The sequence below is a fragment of the Psychrobacter sp. H26 genome (genome assembly GCF_059073035.1).
This window is the reverse complement of record NZ_JCACRW010000001.1, coordinates 1,018,656-1,033,300: the sequence shown is the minus strand read 5'-3', so window position 1 is coordinate 1,033,300 and position 14,645 is coordinate 1,018,656. Positions and strand designations below refer to the sequence as shown.

Here is a 14,645-nt window from a genome sequence, read left to right as displayed (position 1 = left end):
ACTGGCTGATCTTATTTTAATGCACAGAACGCTTCCAAAATGGAGGCGTTTTTTACGACGTTTTTATAGATATTTTTGAGATAGAGTAAAGTATATTAGGCAATAAATATAATAGCCTGGTTTTTAAATAAGAAAGTAAAAAACCATAAGGCATAATTAAGACATGGACGAACAGAGAGCTATCTGATTGATGAATAGTTATTTCTTTCCAAAAATTGCTATGTTTTATAAAGTACTGCAAACGATCTTGTACAGATTTTTATTCGTCAGCATTCGCTTAGAGAGTCAATCGATGATGTAGAGCGTGATTTATCAGGGATTGTTTACTATCAACAAAAATAGGTGGTACTTATCTTAAGTGAGCAAAGTGAACTCAATGAAAAAGGTAAGTTTAAGTAAAAAGAACCAGGTATGACTTAGCTTTATATATGTATGGAAAGCTCAGAAAGTTTCATCTGATATCGCATATGAATTGTTGCCTTATAGACTAAGGTCTAGTAAGGTTTAGTGCATAGATGTTGTATACTTCTTCAAGAGCATATCAATAAGAGCGTTCATTGAAAACTAATATGAAAAAATCGCCAAATATAAAACAGTTAACCAGCCGTCATGCAGTGCATCATCTTATGACTGTTCTAATAACGAGCATGTGTTTTACCATGACGGCCCAAGCAGCAGTAGAGGATTTTCAAATCAACAGTCTGGTCGCGCAAGCGATTCAAACTCATCCGCTGGTAGGATCAGCCCGCGCCAGTCAACAAGCAACGACTGAAGGTATCAACGCAGCTAAATTAAACCTTTTACCGACACCAAGCGTTAGCTCGGGCTATGACAGAGACAATGACTTTGTCTCACAGGTCACTCTTCGTCAGCCTCTATGGACGGGTGGTAAACTCACAGCAGATGTGAACCAAGCCATATTTGATGACAAAGCCGCTGTAGAATATATCTATGAGCAGCAAAACTCGGTGGCCAAAACGACGATCGGTGCTTGGCAGAGCTATATACAAGCTGTCGCCACACAAAGTGTCCATGTTGAGAATCTAGAAGAGCTTGGTGATTTTGAGGCTATGATGCAGCGCCGTGTTGGTCAGGGTGTATCAGCCCGTATTGAGCTTGACCTAGTGACGAACCGGATTTTGCAAGAGCAGACGTCTTATCAAGCAGCAGTTGAGCAGCAACGTATTGCCGCTGCTCGGCTCGAGCAAATTATTGGTCAGCCGTTGTCTCAAATGAGCGTGACGAGCATACCGAATATCAAAGTATTGGTCGAGCAGGCCAAGCGTCAATCTGTTGATTTTGAGAGAATGGCTTTTGATAGGGCAGGATTCTACAATCCTACTGTTGTAAAAGAGCACTATCAAATCGAATCTGCTAAGCAAGGGGTTGAGTCACAACAAGCGGCGCGCTACCCAACGGTCTATGCTCAGTACGAGCAAGCTTATTACCATGAAGATAATGAAAATGATGGGCAGTTTTCTTTGGGGCTAACCTATGAACCAGGTGCGGGGTTTTCCAACTTTGCACTAGCACGAGCATCACAGGCAGAAGTCAACAGTTTGGTGCAAAACCAAGAAGCATCGCGGCGTAACGTGATAGAAAATATTCAAGTACAGTATCAGCAGTTCGTCAGCGCAAAAGACAGAGAGACCTCACTGGTGGCTGCTGTAGCTGGCGCTCAGATTGTGGTTAACTCTTATCGCAGACAGTTTATCGCAGGTCGTAAGTCATGGCTTGAGGTACTTAACGCCGTACGTGAGCACAATGATTATCAAGTACAGCTGGTGCAGACCCGAGCAGAGATGTTGGGCGCATTTTATAGTCTTCAAGTAGACTTTGGTATCATGCAGTGGCAGCAGTTTTCTCACAACCGTCAGCCTGTGACTTTGTTCAATCCCGTAGATTCTGTAAAACAGTGGTTCAATAAGCAAGACAAAAGCAGCGCCAGTCGTGAGTTTGGTTATGGCAGAAACGATGTAGAAGAAGAGTATATTGAGATTAGTTTGCCGGCAACTGCTGAGCAGGGACTAAATGATGGCGAGTATCTCATGCTGAATGATGACTACAGCATCACGCCGATAACGGAACAAAGAAATATAACAAACCGTTAGGTAGCCATTTAAGCGCACGTTATATCTTGCATACGCAACCATCTAAAATATTAAATAAGTGATTCATATGAGTGCACAATTACAAAAGACATCATCTCAGTCTGTTGGTCACAATGAGTTGCAGCACACAGAGCACGTTGATCTGACTGAAACGCTGACCGAGGCTATCAAGCACTTACTTGGTCAGCAAGGCTATCCGGTAGACAATATTCGTCTGCATGATGTCGTCAAGCGCCATAGTGAGCAATCGGACAGGCAAGGTCAAAGTATTCATGAGCTGGGCGGTGTCATTGCTGTGTTACAAGGGATTGGTATTACTGATACCCCTGAGATATTAGAGCAGCCTGACGCGGCCTTTTTGCCTCTATTGGCATATCGATCAGATTTGGGATGGGGCGTCATCGACGGTCAGACGCCGCAAAAAAGCTGGAACTTTAGACAAGCGGACAAGCAGGTACATACCCGTGTCGATGAGCTAGCTTTGGTATTACGGATTCGTTTAAAAGAAGATCATGTTAAGCAGCGTAAAGCGTCATTTTCTGACTTACTAAAGTCTGACTTGGGCAACTATAAAGGCATTCTAGCTGAAGCTGTTATTGCAACCTTTTTGATCAATATGCTGGCATTAGCCGTCTCTTTATTTTCGATGCAGGTGTATGATCGGGTCATACCGACTCGTAGCGAATACACCCTCATCATTTTGGCGAGTGGTGTGTTTTTAGTCATTGTCTTTGAAGCATTTATGAAATTCTCACGATCGAGAATCATGGATAAAGTAGTGGTCGGTCTTGATCAGTATTTATCTAGAGAAGTATTCCAACGATTGTTGAAAGTACGTATCGATCAGATGCCAGGGTCGGTTGGCTCTATGGCAGCACAGCTACGCGGCTATGAGCAAGTACGCAGCTTTTTTACGGCAAGCACGCTGTTCGGTTTGGTCGACTTGCCAATGACCATTATCTTTATCAGTTTGATCGCTTTTATCGGATCGCCGCTAGTGGCTGTTGTGCCAGTGGTGGCCGCAGTAATCGCGATTACGATGGGGCTGGTTGCGCGTAAACGCATTGATGCCATTGCGTCAGAAGGTGCGACCGCCTCTTATTATAAAACAGGACTGTTGGTTGAAGCAGTAGAAGGTGTTGAGACCATAAAAGCGGGGGCGGGCAGTTGGAAGTTCCTCTCGCGTTGGCTTGATGTGATGAACGTCACTATCAAAAACGATTTGGATATGAAGCATGCTAATGACAATTTAACGTACTTCACGCAGATGCTGCAGCAAGCCAGCTATGTGGGTATCGTGATTGTTGGCTCGTTTGTAGTGATGCAAGGCGACATGACGATGGGTGGATTGATTGCTTGTTCGATCCTAGGTGGTAGAGTGCTAGCGCCTGTTATGTCTATACCCAACTTACTGGTGCAGTATGCTCATGCCAAAGCTGCCAAGTTGAATATTGAGAGTCTATTTGCCTTAGAGCAGGACAATCAAGGCGTTGCCTACCCATTGTCACCCACACATATCAAAGGCGCTTATCAGTGTGATGATTTGGCATTCAACTATAAAGACAACGACCGTCCAGCCATTAGCATTCCGCAGCTCTCTATCAAGCCAGGAGAACGTATCGCGATACTTGGACCTATCGGTTCAGGTAAATCTACCTTGCTCAAAGTACTGGCAGGGCTGTATGCGCCGACTCAAGGGCGTGTGCTGTTAGACGGTCTTGATATCCATCAAATCAGCCGAGAGACCCTCAGTGAACGCTTGGGCTATTTGCAACAAGACCATCGACTGTTTCAGGGTACGCTGCGCGAAAACCTGCTAATCGGTATGGCTGCACCCAATGATGACATTCTACAAGACACGTTAAATAGGACAGGGCTCATCAATTTGGTATCGAGTCACTCAAGCGGTTTGGATTTGCCGATTAGTGAAGGCGGTAAAGGGTTATCAGGTGGACAAAAACAACTGGTTGCATTTACGCGCTTATTATTGACCAAGCCTGATGTGTTCTTGTTGGATGAACCGACTGCGTCTATGGATAATCGACAAGAACAGCGTTGCCTGCAGGTCCTGCGTCAGGAGTTGACACAGGGGCAGACATTTATCGTCGCCACTCACAAAACCGCCTTGCTAGATTTGGTTGACCGACTCATTATTATGGACAACCAGCGTATTATTATTGACGGTCCAAAACAGGCGGTACTCGATGAGCTTCGAAAAAACGACCAAGCGAGAAACAAGACAACCGTACAGCAAAAAGACAAAATTATTCACAAAACCAATCAACCATCATCAGAGCATGCTGATAACACCAAACCTGCAGCATCTAGAGTTAGAAATATCAGTATAAAATCGACTAAAATCAAAAACTCAACAGATGATCAAGGGAAGTAGGCATGTCAGAGTATAAGTACACACCCACCAAGCCCAAGGTTAATCGTTCAAGATTGAGTATTTGGATTGCACTCGTTGGTATTATCTGTTTGATAGTTTGGGCATCATTTGCCAAGATTGATCAAGTTACGCGTGCTCAAGCAACCGTCATCGCTAGTGCTCGAACCCAAGAAATTCAAGCATCAGAAGGCGGCGTGTTGACACAGTTGGCTGTCTCAGAAGGCGAAGACGTCAAGGCAGGTCAGTTACTGGTCGTTCTAGAAGAGGAGCGCGCCAAAGCTGCTGTTGATAACTCTGCATCCAAAACAGCAGCATTAACGGCTAAGCTTGCAAGATTAAATGCTGAGATTTTTGAGAAGCCATTAGTGTTCCCTGAAGGGGTTCAACAGTATCCTGAGTATGTCCAAAACCAAAGAGCACTATACGATAGACGTCGTCAAGCTATCAATGAAGAGGTCTCTTCTCTTGAAAAAATGCTGGTGCTGGCACGTCAAGAGCTACGTATGAATGAGCCATTGCTAGAGTATGGCGATGTCAGTCAGGCCGATGTTATCAAGCTGAGTCGCCAAGTGGCTGATATTGAAGCGCAAATAAATAATAAGCGTAATAAATACTTCGAAGAAGCACAGGCTGAAATGACCAAAGCTCAAGAAGAGCTGGATACCGAGCTTGAACAGTTACGAGATCGGGCACAAGTGCTAGAAGAGAAGCGGCTAATGGCACCAACAGAAGGTAAAATAAAAAATATTAACGTGACCACTATTGGCGGTGTCGTCAAGCCAGGTGAAGTCATTATGCAAATCCTGCCGACCAGTAGTGATTTGGTCATTGATGCTAAGGTCAGCCCTGCCGATATTGCTTATGTTAAAGAAGGTCAAGAAGCTACGGTTAAGCTCGATGCCTATGATTACTCTATCTTTGGTGCGATGGAAGGAACTGTCAACTACATCAGCCCAGATACCCTGATGGAGCAAACCCCTAAAGGAGAAGAGCCTTACTACCGCGTACTTATTGTGATCAATGGAGCGGAGTTTAAGGGTCGCGGTGATGAAATTGTTATCAAGCCGGGTATGACCGCTTCTGTTGATATCAAAGCCATGGAACGGACCGTATTGTCATATCTCACCAAGCCAATTACCAAGACATTATCGGAAGGTCTAGGTGAGCGCTAATTCATTTATATAAAATCATGACTAACAACAATACAAAAACCCCTAGTTAATCGCTAGGGGTTTTTATATGTGAACGTAACCGCTTAGATGTCTCAAGTATTCACCATATGGTTACTCAAAGCCTCTACTGTTTTGATTAGGCTGCTCGATGGGTATCTGGCTATTTTGAGCATTCGCCTCATTTCTAAATTGCTGCCGCTCATCGATTTTTTGTTGATTGCGCTTCTTGACTTCGTTGATGGCTGCGCTCAACTGATCATTAATTCCTTCCACTTCAGATTTTGCTGAGAGATAGTCTTTATCTACTTTTACATTGCTCTTTTGTGTGGGGATATCCCGATCTAGTAACCCTGCATTATTTTTTGCTTGCTCCATATTATTTTCAGAATTTGCGGGTATAGATTGAGGAGTGTTGTCTACTTGGTTTTCTAAAGGTTGGTTTCTTTGGGTTTGTTCTCTTTGGGCAGGAAGCCTGATTCTTTGCGGTGCTTCTACGGTGGTAGTAATAGACTGTTTAGCAGTGGTAGATTGTTTGGCAACGTTAGCCTTGCTATTAGATACCTCAGGTGAGTTGGGTTCTTCATTATCTGCGGTGGTGATAGGTTTGCTGTTACTTGCAGTATTTTTTGAAGCGTTACTATTCTCAACGCCGTCATTTTCTACTATATCAACGTTTACTACCTTATCGCGACTATCGGTACCGCTACCTTCGTTATCCAACGTTTTAGTGCTGGTGACAGTGGTGGTATAGATTTTATCATTAGGCGCTGAGGGTGTATTGCTGATAGCGACTGGCTGATCTTTATTCATACTACTGTCAGCCATTTCTGCCGTATCAGCATGATTGGCATTGAAATAAAAAACGAGAAAAACGCCCACATGCACCAGTACCGCAAGAGCTAATGCCCAAAACCATTTTTCACGAAATTTCATCATTATATAGCGCTACCTATCTTATATTAGTACCTGCACTGATTACTTTGAGGTTATCAAATAATAAAGATTATTGGTATAGAGCGTTTATTCTGTTTTTAACCTAGCAGTATTTTAGTCTAGAATGTTTTTAGCTTAAGCATCTTGCATGGCGTCTTTGGTTTCAAATTCAGCCAGCATTTCTGTAATAAGCTGATCTTTTTTGTGCCATACCTGTTCAACCCAATCAAACATCTGTGCTTTTATCGCTTCATCTGTTTCGTAACCGCCGTTTTTGATCGCCGTAAATAGATCTTCTGGTATCTCGATATGGCGGACATCGACGCCTAGACGTTTGATGTTACCTTTCCATAGGTCACTATAGGTGGGTACGCCATCAGGATAGACAATCGTCATGTCTAGCATGCCGTCGATCTCTGAGCCCAAAGCACTCAAAGCAAGTGACAATCCACCAGCACGCGGCTTTAGTAGATGCTTATAAGGCGAGTTTTGTTTGTCCCGTTTGCTAGGCGTAAAGCGGGTGCCTTCTAGATAGTTCAGTAGCGTAAAGGGCTTGTCTTTTAGTAAGGCGCAGGCGCGTTTTGCTTCTTCAATATCTTTACCCTTTAACGCAGGGTTTTTGGCGATGGCTTCTTTAGAATGTCGACGCATCATCGGAAAGTCTAGAAAGTAAAAAGCCTGACCAATCACGGGAATATATATAAGTTCAAACTTGGTAAAAAAACGCGTCAATGGTAACCGCTTTTCACTGATATATTGCACGATACTGGTATCGACCCACGACTGATGGTTGCTGACCAGTAAGTATTTACCATCTGTATGTACGTCATCAGGTAAGCTGATGCGCCAATCTTTGCGCGGTAATACATTATCGATGACGGCATTGTTGCTATTGATCCAATAATTAGTGACATCGATGACAGCTTTGTCAGCGACAGCTGCTCCAGTAATGGCCTTGGCTGCACCCATGATCCATACCGGCGGGCCTGCCAACATACTATTAAAAGTAATGACACCTGTTGCCGTCGTTAGAGATGCCGCTTTGCCCAAGATTGGGGCGCGTTCGTGTAGCTTTTGGACGATTGATTTCAATCGCATAGTAGATCCTTTTGCTCATACAGATGATGAGATGTTAATAGTATTTGAATGATAAGATATTGGTAGTGTTGTTATCAATTTTAGCAGAAATAAATCTCAGTGTACGAGTGTTAACAACAAATAATAAATAGCGTCTTTGGCAAAAAATTTCATTTCTAACGTAAAAAGAGCGTACCAAGGAATGACCTTGATACGCTCTTTAGAAGCTGTTGCCTATATTTTTTCGTCTATATAGAGTAGGACTGATTAGACATGCATGCCGCGAATAGGATAGTTGTTTTCTGGTTTTCTGACAAATACTAAACCATTTGCAAGCGCTTCAAGATCAGGTCTAGAAAAAGGTGCATTTGAGATGTCAACAATTTGTATATTGCCTTCACCGTTCACTACAAACACAGCAGGTTCTGCAAATGGATGATCTGTCTCTTTCGCTGAACGTGGATCAGAGATATAAAGTCCTAGCGTATTCATTTGCTCGACAGTTAACCCATAAGCGATAGGGAAGCTAATATCTAAGTCTTCTAAATGAGCTTCTAGCTGCTCTTTACTATCGCCAGATACAGCAATCACATCGACGCCGTTGTCATAAAATGATGGTAGCACAGTCTCTAATGTATTGAGATACTTAGTGCAGATAGGGCAGTGTTTACCGCGGTATACAACCACCAATTTCCAGTCATGACCATTCTCAGGTTTGCCAAGTTCTGTCAGCTCTCCATTGAGTACTTGTACTTTCATTTCAGGGAAAGTAGCGCCAGCTTTGATTTTTTGAGCATAATTGTCTGTCATGTTTTTATCCTTTTGATTTTTTATGATGGTGTGCTATGAGTGAGTGTATTCATTGCCTACTTTAACAATCACTATGGATGAGATGTTGGTTTATTACAGTACGTTACAACACCACGTCATAAACGTACCTAACGGTATCAACATCGAGAGTAAAAATGATGAACACTCATTTCTAAAAAATAATATTTAATCTATATAAGTGCCGCTATTTGCATCAGCACTATCAGCGATCAGCTTGTCTTGAGTCTTTAAGTCAAAATCTGAAGCATCATGACGCTCATGAAGCTGCTGGGAGGGCTCACCCCAAGTGCGATTTACTTTGCGACCGCGCTGTACAGCAGGGCGATCAAGAATTTCTTTGGCCCATCGGCGCACGTTTTTATAGCTCTCAACTTGTAAGAACTCACCTGCCTCGTAGGCTTCTCCAAGTATCAGATTGCCATACCAAGGCCAAGTGGCAATGTCCGCAATTGTGTATTCATCGCCACCTAGGTAGCGATTTTTTGCCAGCTCTCGATCTAACACATCTAATTGACGTTTGACTTCCATCGTAAAGCGATTGATAGGATACTCAAACTTCTCTGGTGCATAAAAATAGAAATGCCCAAAACCGCCGCCAAGATAGGGGGCAGAGCCCTGTAACCAAAACAGCCAGTTCATCACTTCTGTGCGTGCCGCTGCGTCTTTTGGAAGTAATTTTCCAAACTTTTCGGCCAGATAAAACAAGATAGAACCACTTTCAAATACTCGGCTACCGGTATCGGTATCAAACAAAGCTGGGATTTTTGAATTTGGATTGACATCAACGAACCCTGATGAGAACTGGTCTCCCTCACCGATTTCGATCAGATGCGCATCATACTCAGCTTCTACAACGCCCAAAGCCAGTAGCTCTTCTGCCATAATAGTGACTTTTTGCCCATTGGGCGTACCTATCGAATAAATTTGTAGAGGGTGCTTACCACGAGGCAATTCGCCTTCGTGGGTTGGACCTGCGATAGGGCGGTTGACGCTCGCCCATTTGCCGCCACTTTCGGCATCCCATGTCCAAATACTAGGCGGTTCGTAATGATTAGAACTTGACATAATTATGGTACCTTCTAGGTTAATGTGCTCAATATTATAGATAAGACGTGATACAAGTAATGAGTCAGGTAAGGCAATTTTTTAGTCTGGCATATCTGCCAATTGCTTTAAAATATCTTTATAATTCTCGACGCCTTGAGCACCGCTTACCAGATGGCGACCATTAAATATAACCGATGGCACACTTTGAATGCCTTGCTGTCTTGAATGCTGTACCGATTCACGTACCACATTAGCAAAGCGTTGATCTTCGATAACCGCAAGTGCCTCAGCTCGATCCAGTCCAATATCTGCTGCAATACCTGCAAGTACTGTACTGTCACCTACGTTTCGATTATCGACGAAGTGTGCGACAAACAACGCTTGCTTTAAATCGTGCATACGCCCTTGCTCATCGGCCCAATGTAGTAGCTGATGGGTATTGAAAGTATTATAGGTGCGAAAGTCATCTGTGAACTGAAAGTTAAAGCCAACTTCCGCGCCTGCGGCTGTCATTCTAGCTCGGCTTTCTTTAACATCCTCAGCAGTTGTACCGTATTTTCCCATGATATGCTCACGGTAGTTCCGTCCTTCAGCTGGTGTGTTGGGGTTGAGCTCAAAGGGATGCCAGTGAATCTCATGAGGGGTGTTGGTTTGCTTTAATGCCTCAGCCAGTTGACTGTAGCCAATGGCACACCAAGGGCATACAACGTCTGACACGATGTCTATTTGTAAGGGTTTCTCTAAATGTTCCATATCATCTCTCATTAGCGATATATTAAAATGAAAAACTGCTGCCCGAAGATGTTTCGAACAACAGTATGAAAACATCAAATTGACGGTGTCAGCGCTAGGCTGGTGCTGCTATTAAACAGCTTTATGCCACTCAAACTTTTGGAATGGTTTGTCTACAGGTGTATCAGCCAGATGGTTTGTGTAGTTGCTCATGACTTTTTGAGCTGCACCTAGAATAATTTCTAGAATTTGACGTTTGGTATAACCTGCATCCAAGAACGCTTGAACGGCGCTATCGTCTACATTACCACGACCACGTACAACAGAAAGTGTAAAATCACGCAGTGCTTCTAGACGTGCGGTTGGTAGTGGAGTCTCATCACGTAGCGCATCAGTAATAGCATCATCTACTTTCATGCTTTTGGCGATACCAGTGTGAGCAGGAACACAATAATGGCAGGCATGCTCGACGTTGATAGTTTGCCATACGACAGTGGTTTCTTCATCATCAAAGCTACTGTTCAAGAAAAGCTCATGAAGACGCTGATATCCTTCTAGTAAACCTGGTGCTTCAGCCATGACAGCATGTAGGTTTGGGATCATACCAAAAGCATTGATAGAGGTATCAAGCAACGCTTTGCTTTCTTGTGGCGCGCTGTCTTTATCGTGTAGTGTAAATTCGGTCATAATATAATTCCTAGTAGTCGGTTTAAACTTAACGTATTTTAGGGTTTTAAGATAGCCTAAAAGTAATCGTTGATTTGATATCGATCATTATTTTGAATGATTACTCAAAGTTGATAATTTTGCTTAGTAAGCGAAGCAATAGAGACTACTATAAATGATATTGAGCAATCGCTCAATAATTATTTGAGTAATCGTTCAACTAAATTGTAATGACCAAATTACATTTCTACGATCTGTAGTAATTATGATAATAATATCAATATCTTAATGAAGTAACACTGTGTAAGTGAGTACGTTTATAAAGTGATAAAAGCGTATTGGCGGGTCATAAGCAGCACTGACAAAGAGAGATAATTAAGTCATTGCCGCACCATGACAGTGCTAGAGTAAATATGTACCAAAGAATAGGAGTAGAAATAGAAAAAGGGAGCAGACTGTTATCCTTTTTCTATTTCTTTATGTTGACGTTGACACTTATCGAGTGAGTATGAGCTTTGGAGAGGAAGTTAACGAACCTCAGTCATCTCGTGCAGAACAAACGACTCGACGGCGTCCTCAGTCGCTGCTGAAAAATCTTTTAGATGCTGGTTTTCCATATGAACCCGCCATAATTCACGCGTTGCCCAACTTTCATGGAACATAAAATGAGCAGGGCTGTCGTTATCTTGGAACAGATCATAACGAATACATCCTTCCTCATCACGTGTTATGGGTATCAGTTTCTCAAGTTCAGATTTGACAAGAGCAACGCTATTATCTTTTGCCGTTATATGAGCAATAATCGTTAATGTAGACATGTTTAATCCTTTTTATTATGAGTTGGTGAGACAGTTAGAGTGGATTGTATGGGTACATAATTTATCATATCAACATATATTGCTACTTGAACGAACGTTCATTTATGGCTATAGTGTTTGCCAGACAATAAGAAAACGCTTCAAATCATGACGCCTATTTTTGTTCTCTCTACTATTTTTTATGTTTTTTCTACTGCCTTTTATAGTCATCAAACGACTATCTCCCAATAGGATAAGATTATGCTTAAGTTTTATTTTCATCAAACCCCAAACCCAATGAAAGTGGCACTGTTTCTTGAAGAGACAGGTTTGCCATACGAGCTCGTTGCTGTTGATACTCTAAAAGGTGAGCAGCATACGCCTGAGTACCGTGCCATCAATCCAAATGGTAAAACTCCAGCGCTCGAAGATGATGGCAAGCGTGTATTTGACTCTACTGCTATCTTGATGTACTTGTCGGAAAAGACAGGACAATTGGCAGGCAAGCCAGAAGACCGTAGCGAGATGCTGTCATGGCTTATGTTCATTGCATCAGGACTGGGTCCTTTTTCTGGTCAATCGGTTCACTTTAGACACAAAGCACCAGAAAAAATCGCTTATGCCATCAATCGCTATCTTCGTGAAGCTGAGCGTCATTACGAAGTGCTAGACACGCATTTACAAGATCGCGAATATCTGGTTGGAGATGAATACACAATTGCGGATATCTCTGCATGGGGCTGGATTGATAAGGCAGCGGTCGTACTAGGCGATGCAGGATTGGACAACTATCCTAATCTAAAGCGTTGGTTTGCGAACATTGATGCCCGTCCTGCGGTACAAAAAGCCCGCGATATCCCTAAAGGTATTGATTTTAAGACTGACTTTGATGACGTTGCGGCACGCGCACTTTATCCACAAAATTTTGATAAAAACAGTTAATCAAAGCAAAAGCGGTCAATAAGCCTTATAATATAAAAAGTGATTAAAACCAAGAACTAAGGTTGATTCTACAAACTTTGCCTTAAAATAGGTTTTAAGGCAAAGCTATTAAGGTGAAAATTATGAGTGCTCCGATAAAATTCAATCGTGAGGATGTGATCGAAAAAGCCAAAAATCTCTATTGGGAAAAGGGCTATCATGCAACGTCGATGCGCAACTTACAAGACGTCGTCAACATGCATCCTGGCAGTATCTATGCAGCTTTTGGTAGCAAAGACAAGCTATTTATAGAGTCATTAAATCGCTATGCAGCAGAAGGCGCAAAAAGACTGGCCAATTGTATGGCACAAAAAGATACGGTGCTTGGTGGACTAAGACACTTTATTCACACTGTGATCGTGTGTAATAAGGCAACAGCACCAAGTGGTATGTGTATGATCGTAAAAACGGTCGCCGAACTGACTCAGAATGATAGCCCAGAGCTACTGGCTCACGCGACAGGGATTTTAGAAGGAATAGAGACCTCATTTGCCACTTGGTTTGAGCAAGCTATTGAGAGCGGTGAAATCAGTGCAGAAAAAGAATCGACTGAATTGGCACGCTATCTTCAGATTCAGATCATAGGTCTGAGAACTTATGCTCAAGTGACTAGCGACGATGCTGCGGTCGAAAGGTACATCGATGATATTTTCAAAAATATAGTGTAAAAATACAATACAAAAAAGATATTTTCTAACAACAGCACCCTTATTGCCATAATGGTAGTAAGGGTGCTTTTTATTGATGGTGCCTATATGGCGTCATGACTCAATTGCTTATTGAGAAGGTTTAGATTTATCAGGATTATCACGAATAAATTTGAGAAGCAGCTCAGCCAACCTTTCACCTTGATCTTCTTGTAGAAAATGCCCACCATTAACGATAGTTGTATGCTGCTGACCATTCGTACCAGGGATGAGTTTTTGCAAAATACGATCGCCACCGCCAGTCACTGGGTCAGAATCACTGAACAGCGTAATAAAAGGCTTTTTCCATTTACTAAGTTTGGCCCATGCGGCACGGTTTTTTTCCGAAGCAGGGTCATCTGGCGTAGTCGGCACCAGTAATGGGAACTGCCTAGCGCCTTCTTTGTATGACTCATCAGGGAAAGGCGCATCGTAGGCATCAATCACCGCTTGCGATAGCGTTGTCGTGGTACCGCTTTTGATTGTACCTCCTGCATTGAACTGAGGCGTATCTTGTGAGAACTGTTGCCATTTACGAAACCCTTCACCAGGATCATGATCACCAGTTGGGAGCATGGTATTGCCAGCAGCTACTCGAGCAAACCTATCTGGATGCTCTGCTACTAATCGTAGACCGATCAGACCACCCCAGTCTTGGCAAAATAACGTAATATTATTTAAATCTAGCTGATCAAGTACAGATTGCATCCAGTCGACATGTCTTTGGTAAGTGTAGTCAGTACGCGATGCAGGCTTGTCCGATCGACCAAAACCAGGGAGGTCTGGCGCAATGACACGATGCCCTGCAGCCGTCAGTAGCGGAATGACCTTGCGATACAGATAACTCCAAGAAGGCTCCCCGTGCAGTAGTAGTACAGGATCAGCATCTCTTGGGCCTTCATCGAGGTAATGTACGCGCAGCTCACCGCCCTCGGTGTCATCGACCATCAGATAGTTTGGGGCAAAATCATAATCGGGTAGATTAGTAAAACGGTCGTCAGGGGTTCTAAGGGTTTTCATATGTCGTCCTTGAATTGAATAAATAACCGTGCGTTCTTGCACAGAAGTTAGACAGTCTATTAGCAATGAGCATCTGCGTGCTATTCGACTATCATCTACAATATCAGTGATAAAACTGTCTGCCTATACACTATATTGATTAAACGTTCAAAATGAAAACTATACCCTACAAGCATTCGTTGCTGCAAACACTAATAGTG

Annotated in this window: 13 protein-coding genes; 5 read left to right on the top strand and 8 right to left on the bottom strand. The window is 42.9% G+C overall.

From position 1 onward, the window contains the following. Nucleotides 1–569: 569 nt before the first annotated feature. The 3 genes from AC5JPT_RS04230 (at nt 570) to AC5JPT_RS04220 (ending at nt 5,675) form a co-directional block, all read left to right on the top strand. A complete protein-coding gene (locus AC5JPT_RS04230; protein WP_493857223.1) occupies nt 570–2,111 on the top strand; it encodes a TolC family protein in 1,542 nt (513 codons plus the stop codon). 67 nt (nt 2,112–2,178) lie between these two features. Next, nucleotides 2,179–4,503: a type I secretion system permease/ATPase gene (locus tag AC5JPT_RS04225; RefSeq protein WP_493857222.1), complete on the top strand. Its 2,325-nt coding sequence runs from the start codon at nt 2,179–2,181 to the stop codon at nt 4,501–4,503. A gap of 2 nt (nt 4,504–4,505) precedes the next feature. Beyond that, a complete protein-coding gene (locus AC5JPT_RS04220; RefSeq protein WP_319051487.1) occupies nt 4,506–5,675 on the top strand; it encodes a beta-barrel domain-containing protein in 1,170 nt (389 codons plus the stop codon). Nucleotides 5,676–5,786: 111 nt separating this feature from the next. Here AC5JPT_RS04220 and AC5JPT_RS04215 read toward each other — a convergent pair whose 3' ends face one another. The 7 genes from AC5JPT_RS04215 to AC5JPT_RS04185 all read right to left on the bottom strand — a co-directional run bounded on the left by AC5JPT_RS04215 (nt 5,787) and on the right by AC5JPT_RS04185 (nt 11,779). Beyond that, nucleotides 5,787–6,611 carry a hypothetical protein gene (locus tag AC5JPT_RS04215; protein ID WP_493857221.1) on the bottom strand — a complete coding sequence of 275 codons (825 nt, stop codon included), beginning with the start codon at nt 6,609–6,611 and terminating at the stop codon, nt 5,787–5,789. A gap of 132 nt (nt 6,612–6,743) precedes the next feature. Continuing rightward, on the bottom strand, nt 6,744–7,706 hold the full coding sequence (gene yihG, locus AC5JPT_RS04210) for a 1-acylglycerol-3-phosphate O-acyltransferase, YihG family (protein ID WP_493857220.1): 963 nt from the start codon (nt 7,704–7,706) through the stop codon (nt 6,744–6,746). A gap of 246 nt (nt 7,707–7,952) precedes the next feature. Next, nucleotides 7,953–8,495: a peroxiredoxin-like family protein gene (locus AC5JPT_RS04205; protein ID WP_493857219.1), complete on the bottom strand. Its 543-nt coding sequence runs from the start codon at nt 8,493–8,495 to the stop codon at nt 7,953–7,955. Nucleotides 8,496–8,681: 186 nt separating this feature from the next. Further along, complete coding sequence (gene yghU, locus AC5JPT_RS04200; RefSeq protein ID WP_493857218.1) at nt 8,682–9,581, bottom strand: glutathione-dependent disulfide-bond oxidoreductase; 900 nt, start codon at nt 9,579–9,581, stop codon at nt 8,682–8,684. An 81-nt stretch (nt 9,582–9,662) separates the two neighbouring features. Next, a complete protein-coding gene (locus AC5JPT_RS04195) occupies nt 9,663–10,316 on the bottom strand; it encodes a DsbA family oxidoreductase (protein ID WP_493857217.1) in 654 nt (217 codons plus the stop codon). Between the two features lie 111 nt (nt 10,317–10,427). Further along, entirely contained in the window at nt 10,428–10,982 is a 555-nt protein-coding gene (locus AC5JPT_RS04190; RefSeq protein ID WP_319051493.1) for a carboxymuconolactone decarboxylase family protein, read from the bottom strand. A 506-nt stretch (nt 10,983–11,488) separates the two neighbouring features. Beyond that, on the bottom strand, nt 11,489–11,779 hold the full coding sequence (locus AC5JPT_RS04185) for a putative quinol monooxygenase (RefSeq protein ID WP_493857216.1): 291 nt from the start codon (nt 11,777–11,779) through the stop codon (nt 11,489–11,491). A 240-nt stretch (nt 11,780–12,019) separates the two neighbouring features. On the opposite strand from AC5JPT_RS04185, the gene AC5JPT_RS04180 reads away from it, so the two are divergent. Together AC5JPT_RS04180 and AC5JPT_RS04175 are read left to right on the top strand one after the other, a co-directional pair. After that, on the top strand, nt 12,020–12,700 hold the full coding sequence (locus AC5JPT_RS04180) for a glutathione S-transferase family protein (RefSeq protein WP_443526921.1): 681 nt from the start codon (nt 12,020–12,022) through the stop codon (nt 12,698–12,700). A gap of 122 nt (nt 12,701–12,822) precedes the next feature. After that, nucleotides 12,823–13,407, top strand: a complete 585-nt coding sequence (locus AC5JPT_RS04175; RefSeq protein WP_443526922.1) for a TetR/AcrR family transcriptional regulator — start codon at nt 12,823–12,825, stop codon at nt 13,405–13,407. Nucleotides 13,408–13,515: 108 nt separating this feature from the next. Here the strand turns inward: AC5JPT_RS04175 and AC5JPT_RS04170 are convergent, their stop codons facing one another. Continuing rightward, complete coding sequence (locus AC5JPT_RS04170) at nt 13,516–14,445, bottom strand: haloalkane dehalogenase (protein WP_493857215.1); 930 nt, start codon at nt 14,443–14,445, stop codon at nt 13,516–13,518. Between the last annotated feature and the right edge of the window lie 200 nt (nt 14,446–14,645).

Excerpts from the sequence above, each read along its gene's own strand:
- AC5JPT_RS04195 (WP_493857217.1), bottom strand. The coding sequence starts at position 10,316 with ATGGAACATTTAGAGAAACCCTTACAAATAGACATCGTGTCAGACGTT.
- AC5JPT_RS04190 (WP_319051493.1), bottom strand. The coding sequence starts at position 10,982 with ATGACCGAATTTACACTACACGATAAAGACAGCGCGCCACAAGAAAGC.
- yghU (WP_493857218.1), bottom strand. The coding sequence starts at position 9,581 with ATGTCAAGTTCTAATCATTACGAACCGCCTAGTATTTGGACATGGGAT.
- AC5JPT_RS04170 (WP_493857215.1), bottom strand. The coding sequence starts at position 14,445 with ATGAAAACCCTTAGAACCCCTGACGACCGTTTTACTAATCTACCCGAT.
- AC5JPT_RS04220 (WP_319051487.1), top strand. The coding sequence starts at position 4,506 with ATGTCAGAGTATAAGTACACACCCACCAAGCCCAAGGTTAATCGTTCA.
- AC5JPT_RS04175 (WP_443526922.1), top strand. The coding sequence starts at position 12,823 with ATGAGTGCTCCGATAAAATTCAATCGTGAGGATGTGATCGAAAAAGCC.
- AC5JPT_RS04225 (WP_493857222.1), top strand. The coding sequence starts at position 2,179 with ATGAGTGCACAATTACAAAAGACATCATCTCAGTCTGTTGGTCACAAT.
- AC5JPT_RS04230 (WP_493857223.1), top strand. The coding sequence starts at position 570 with ATGAAAAAATCGCCAAATATAAAACAGTTAACCAGCCGTCATGCAGTG.
- AC5JPT_RS04215 (WP_493857221.1), bottom strand. The coding sequence starts at position 6,611 with ATGATGAAATTTCGTGAAAAATGGTTTTGGGCATTAGCTCTTGCGGTA.
- yihG (WP_493857220.1), bottom strand. The coding sequence starts at position 7,706 with ATGCGATTGAAATCAATCGTCCAAAAGCTACACGAACGCGCCCCAATC.
- AC5JPT_RS04180 (WP_443526921.1), top strand. The coding sequence starts at position 12,020 with ATGCTTAAGTTTTATTTTCATCAAACCCCAAACCCAATGAAAGTGGCA.
- AC5JPT_RS04205 (WP_493857219.1), bottom strand. The coding sequence starts at position 8,495 with ATGACAGACAATTATGCTCAAAAAATCAAAGCTGGCGCTACTTTCCCT.
- AC5JPT_RS04185 (WP_493857216.1), bottom strand. The coding sequence starts at position 11,779 with ATGTCTACATTAACGATTATTGCTCATATAACGGCAAAAGATAATAGC.